This is a genomic window from Pseudomonas sp. P5_B2 (genome assembly GCF_056400445.1).
The window spans coordinates 1-5,106 of the sequence record NZ_JBFULH010000298.1 but is presented as its reverse complement, the minus strand read 5'-3'; the positions used below and the strand labels follow the sequence as shown (position 1 = coordinate 5,106).

Annotated in this window: 5 protein-coding genes and 1 pseudogene; 2 read left to right on the top strand and 4 right to left on the bottom strand. The window is 58.0% G+C overall.

Features of this window, described 5'->3' with window-relative positions; genetic code table 11:
• Window positions 1-659, top strand: a 659-nt coding sequence (locus AC1DRJ_RS18855; RefSeq protein WP_477803481.1) for a PDR/VanB family oxidoreductase, incomplete at its 5' end; no start/stop codon positions are given.
• Between the two features lie 9 nt (window positions 660-668).
• Here AC1DRJ_RS18855 and AC1DRJ_RS18850 read toward each other — a convergent pair.
• The 3 genes and pseudogenes from AC1DRJ_RS18850 to AC1DRJ_RS18840 all read right to left on the bottom strand — a co-directional run bounded on the left by AC1DRJ_RS18850 (window position 669) and on the right by AC1DRJ_RS18840 (window position 3,608).
• The gene (locus AC1DRJ_RS18850) at window positions 669-1,382 is read right to left on the bottom strand and encodes a GntR family transcriptional regulator (RefSeq protein WP_477792580.1); all 714 of its coding nucleotides are present in this window, start codon (window positions 1,380-1,382) and stop codon (window positions 669-671) included.
• Between the two features lie 84 nt (window positions 1,383-1,466).
• A pseudogene (locus tag AC1DRJ_RS18845) lies at window positions 1,467-2,208 on the bottom strand (OprD family outer membrane porin).
• A gap of 65 nt (window positions 2,209-2,273) precedes the next feature.
• The gene (locus AC1DRJ_RS18840; protein ID WP_477803480.1) at window positions 2,274-3,608 is read right to left on the bottom strand and encodes an MFS transporter; all 1,335 of its coding nucleotides are present in this window, start codon (window positions 3,606-3,608) and stop codon (window positions 2,274-2,276) included.
• 416 nt (window positions 3,609-4,024) lie between these two features.
• Here AC1DRJ_RS18840 and AC1DRJ_RS18835 point away from each other — a divergent pair, with 416 nt between their 5' ends.
• Window positions 4,025-4,249, top strand: coding sequence for a transporter (locus tag AC1DRJ_RS18835; protein ID WP_477803479.1), 225 nt, complete (start codon window positions 4,025-4,027; stop codon window positions 4,247-4,249).
• A gap of 110 nt (window positions 4,250-4,359) precedes the next feature.
• Here AC1DRJ_RS18835 and AC1DRJ_RS18830 read toward each other — a convergent pair whose 3' ends face one another.
• Entirely contained in the window at window positions 4,360-5,100 is a 741-nt protein-coding gene (locus tag AC1DRJ_RS18830; RefSeq protein ID WP_477803482.1) for a phosphoadenylyl-sulfate reductase, read from the bottom strand.
• Window positions 5,101-5,106 lie beyond the last annotated feature (6 nt).

Below are 5,106 nucleotides of genomic sequence, written 5' to 3'. Positions count from 1 at the left end.
TCCCGCTGGTGGGTGAGGCTCGGCGCAGCCTGTTGTTCGCTGGTGGCATCGGCATCACTCCGATTCTCTGCATGGCCGAGCAACTGGCCCACAGCGGTGCCGATTTCGAGCTGCACTACTGTGCTCGCTCCAGTGAGCGTGCGGCATTTGCCGACCGACTCAAAGGAGCATCCTTTTCTGATCGCGTGCACCTGCATTTCGATGAAGAAGCCGATTCGCGTCTGGATGCCGCCAAGATCTTGGCTAATCCGGGGCCGGACTTGCACCTGTATGTCTGTGGCCCTTCAGGGTTCATGCAGTTTGTGCTCGACAGCGCCAAGGCCAAAGGTTGGAGCGATGGGCAGTTGCACCGTGAATACTTCGCCGCAGCGCCGGTGGATACCCGTGGCGATGGGGCGTTCCAAGTCAAGCTTGGCAGTAGCGAGCAGGTGTTCGACATTCCAGTCGACAAGACGGTGGTTCAGGTGCTGGAAAGCCACGGTGTCGAGATTGCAATTTCCTGTGAACAGGGCGTCTGCGGTACCTGCCTGACCCGTGTGCTGGAAGGGGTGCCTGATCACCGTGACCTGTTCCTCACCGAAGAAGAGCRAGCGGCCAATGATCAGTTCACGCCCTGCTGTTCGAGGGCTAAATCAGCGCTATTGGTGCTGGATCTTTGAACGAGCCGATTATTCGCCGCGCGCGATCACTTTCATCCGTTCGCTATTGCTGATCGCGCCGAATACCTCGGCGTAACGCAAGGTCGCATTGGCGTGTTCACGCATAATGGCTTCAGCGCGTGCACCCTGGCGACTGACCAGCGCGTCGAAGACCGAGTGGTGTTGCATGTGAGCGAAGTTGAAGCGCCGGTATTCGCGTGCCATGTCTTCACGATCGATAGCGAGCGCTGACACTGAAGCGAAGGGGCGATGGTCGTTTCGTGCCAGGGCTTCGGCAATGGCCGGGTTGGCGCTGCTTTCGACGATCACCTGATGAAAGCGCATGTTGAGGTCATGGAAGGCCTCAAGGTCTTCTTCTGTCACGTAGCCTTTGTCGAATAATGCATCGCCTTGCACCAGACATTCGTGCAACGCCGCCTGCGCTTGCTCGCTCAATCCGCGTTCGGCGCTCTGCCGCGCGGCCAGCCCCTCCAGTACCCCACGCACCTCCACGGCTCCGGCGATATCGTCGGCACTCACCGAGCGCACCTGATAGCCCCTTCCGCCATGGCGCACCAGCAAACCTTCCTGTTCCAGAGTAAGGAAGGCCATGCGCACCGGCATGCGCGAGACGCCGAAGCGTTCCGCCGTCGGGATCTCCATCAGCCGTTCGCCAGCCGCCAGCTCTCCCGAGGCGATCATTTTGCGCAGTGCGACTAGCACCATTTGACCCGGTTTGCTCATGCAGGCGACTTCCAGAAAGTGGTTCGCCATAGTAACGCAAGGAAGGTGGGTATGCAGGGGCGACTAGCGCCCCTGGCGGGAGGATCAGAGAGACAGGGGGTAGCTGACGATCACGCGGGTCTGATCGAAATCACTGTTGAAGCTGCGACGGTTGGTGGCGTTGTTGACCCGCACGCTAAGGTTTTTCATCGGGCCACTTTGCAGGGTGTAGCTGACCTCGGTGTCACGTTCCCATTCCTTGCCATTGCTACCCGCCTTTGTGGTGGCGTTGTCGCCGTGACCGTAGCGGGTCATCAGCAGCAAGCCGGGGATGCCGTCGGCGACGAAGTTGTAATCATAGCGAGCCTGCCAGGAACGCTCGTCGGCGTTACTGAAGTTACCGTCGAACATGTCGTTGCCCAGGGTGCGTCCGCTACTGCCATACACGGACATCCAGCTGGTATCGCCGCTGACCTTTTGCAGCCCCAGATACAGGTATGGCCACCTAGACTGGCCGAGAACAGCCCGTAGCCGGTATTGCTTTGCACGTTGCCAATACGTGCGCTGCCGTCATCGTTGTCGATGAAATAGCCCAGGTTCGGCCAAAGCCCAGTGCGCCAGGCGTATAACCGGAATTGAACTTGAGGATCGCGCCCTGGGCCCATTCTTCTACCTTGCTCTTGCTGGCGCCGGGATCGTTGTAGTCACGATTGAAATAGTAATTTCGCAGCAACAGACTGGTCTTCGAGTCCTCGAAAAAGCCGCTGCTCTCGGCATACGCTGAAGGTAATAAGGCAAGCGCTATTGCACCGCCGAGCAGGGCCCGGGGGAGAGCAAGGTAAGTCATTATTGTTGTATTCCTGGGGTAGAAGTCAGTAGCGAGGCAAGGCCTCGCTACCTCTTTGCATTGCGTCAGGCGTGGCTGAGCTCTGCAGCAGGTTGCGCCTGAGTGTTGAGCTTGAGTAGCAGCAACACGGCGGCGGCAATAACGAAAACCACGGCAAACACCCCGTACAGGTGCAGTGGCTGCCAACCGCTGTCCAGCAACAGACCGGCGACGGTCGGCGAAAGGATCGCGCCGATGCGTCCGATACCGATGCCCCAACCGACTCCTGTTGTTCGTACTGAAGCGTCGTAGACAATCGGCGATAGCGCGTACAAGCCGGCCACGCAACCGTTGGCGAAGAGCCCGATCAACAGGCCCAGGCCGAGTGCCATTGATACTGATGAAGCGGAACCGACGAACAGTACCAGCAGGCCCGCGGTAATCAGCATGAACAGTGACAGCACTCGGGTCAGCCGCCAGCGCGAGGCCATGCCGCCAATCAGCGCCGCGCCGAAGATACCGCCGACGCTCAGTAGCACGCCGCCGCTGATGCCTTGCTGTGCCGATAGTCCTGCTGAGACCAGCAGCTTCGGCGTCCAGCTCATCACGAAATAGAAGCCGAACATCACCAGGAAGAACAGCAGCCAGATCAGCAGGGTGGTGCGCCGTGATTCAGGCGAGAGCAACTGCGCCAAGCGCCCACGACCTGAAATAGGCGCGGAGATTGCGACGGGCAGTTCGCGCAGTGCTGGCTGGCCGAGGCGGGCGGCCAGTCGATTGATGCGTGCCAAGGCATTCTCGGGGCGGCGGGCGATCAGAAAGTCCAACGACTCAGGCAAGTACATCAGTACCAGTGGAATCACCGCCAGGGTCACGGCTCCACCGAATATGAAAACCGAACGCCAGCCAAAGTGCGTCAGCAGCCACACCGACAACAGCCCGCCCAAGGTCGCACCCAAGGCATAACCGGTGGATTGCAGGCTCACCGCCAGGCCTCGCCAGCGTTTGTTTGCATATTCACTGGCAATCACGTTGCTGCTGGCCAGGATTCCGCCGATACCCAAGCCGGTCAACCCACGCAGCAGCGCCAGTTGCACCGGCGTCTGGCTCAGTGCCGACAACAGCATGCCGGCCCCTGAGAGCAGCAGGCAAAACAGGATCAATGGCCGACGGCCATAGCGATCCGCCCACGGTGCGATAAACAGAGAGCCTGCCGCCATACCAAACAGTCCGGCACTCAACAGCAGTCCGATCTGCGCGCCGTTCAAGCCCCATTCGGCGGACACCGAGGAGGCCGTGAAGGCCATCACCAGCACGTCGAAGCCATCGATCATGTTCAAAACAATACAGATGCCCACGGCCAACCATTGGAACGGCGCCATGGGGCGCTCATCTACCACGCTCTTCAGATCGACACTCATGGCTGCCCCTCGAAATGAGGCTGAGTAAAGGACAAGCGAGGCAGGCACACGTAGGTGGGCACAAGCCAAAGCTTGATCCCGATTGAGAAGTCATTCATTACGACACCCTTGTTATTTTTATGAGCGGGGCAGGCGCAGTACCTGACACCGTGCAGTGCCAGTCAATCAATATATGGATCCATTTAAAAGAGCATTTATAAAGCTTTATCCATTGTTTTTTGTATTTGTACAAAAAATATGTTTAAAAACAATAAGATAAGTATTGTTATAAAGTGTTCGATAATCGAACTTTGTCCACGCTTGATGGATAAGGGATCCATTATTCGTAAGTGTGATTTCAGGCAGGTTTCGTAGCCAGGACCTGCAGAGAGCGCCCCAGGCTTGGTGACAACCCATGTACCGTTTTAAAATCTGCGTTGCTACGCCAATCTGCCAGTGCTGGGGCGAATGACGAGACCAGTCTTGATGGAGCATCGGTCAATGGCAACGGTAACCGCGGTTCGGTCGATGCCTTGGGGCCCTACGCGATGTACCGCTTCAGCAAAGACTTTGCCGTGGTTGCCAAGTTGCAGGAGGAGTTTGACGCGAAAAACAAGTCCGAAGGGACACGGCTGTGGTTACAGGCGCGGTTGCCGTTTTAGAACAATGTGAGGCCGCTGATCCACCTGCTCGCGATAGCGGCTTGATGTTGAATTTCAGTCCGTCATCGCGAGCAGGCGCGCTCCCACCGGGGGATATCACAAGGCGAGGATCAGTCCTTGGACTTGCTGATAATGTTCCCCGCATGCAACCCGCATTCTTTCTGCGTTGCCTCTTCCCACCACCAGCGACCTTCGCGTTCATGCTGATTCGGCAGCACTGGCCGAGTGCAGGGTTCGCAGCCAATGCTGATGAACCCGCGCTCATGCAGGCTGTTGTATGGCAGTTCCAGCATACGGATGTAGCCCCAGATCTCTTCGCTGGTCATTTGCGCCAACGGGTTGAATTTGTACAGGGTGCGCTCGGGAGTAGAGAACGCGCTGTCGATTTCCAGTACGGCGACGGCGCTGCGAGTGCCGGGGCTTTGGTCGCGGCGCTGGCCGGTAGCCCAGGCGGTTACGGTGGACAGTTTGCGGCGTAGTGGCTCGATCTTGCGGATACCGCAGCATTCGCCATGGCCGTCCTTGTAAAAACTGAACAGGCCTTTTTCCTTCACGAACGGTTCAAGTTTCGTGTAGTCCGGCGACACCAGTTCGATGTCGATCTTGTAGTGCTCGCGCACCTGATCGATGAAGCGGTAGGTTTCCGGGTGCAAGCGGCCGGTGTCGAGGCTGAACACCTTGACGTTCTTGTTCAGCTTCCAGGCCATGTCTACCAGCACCACGTCTTCGGCGCCGCTGAAAGATATCCACAGGTCATCGCCAAACTCGGCAAACGCCAGTTTCAGGATGTCCTGCGCGGATTTATTGGCATAGGTCGTGGCGAGTTCCACGACGTCGAACGTTGGGCTCATCAGGGC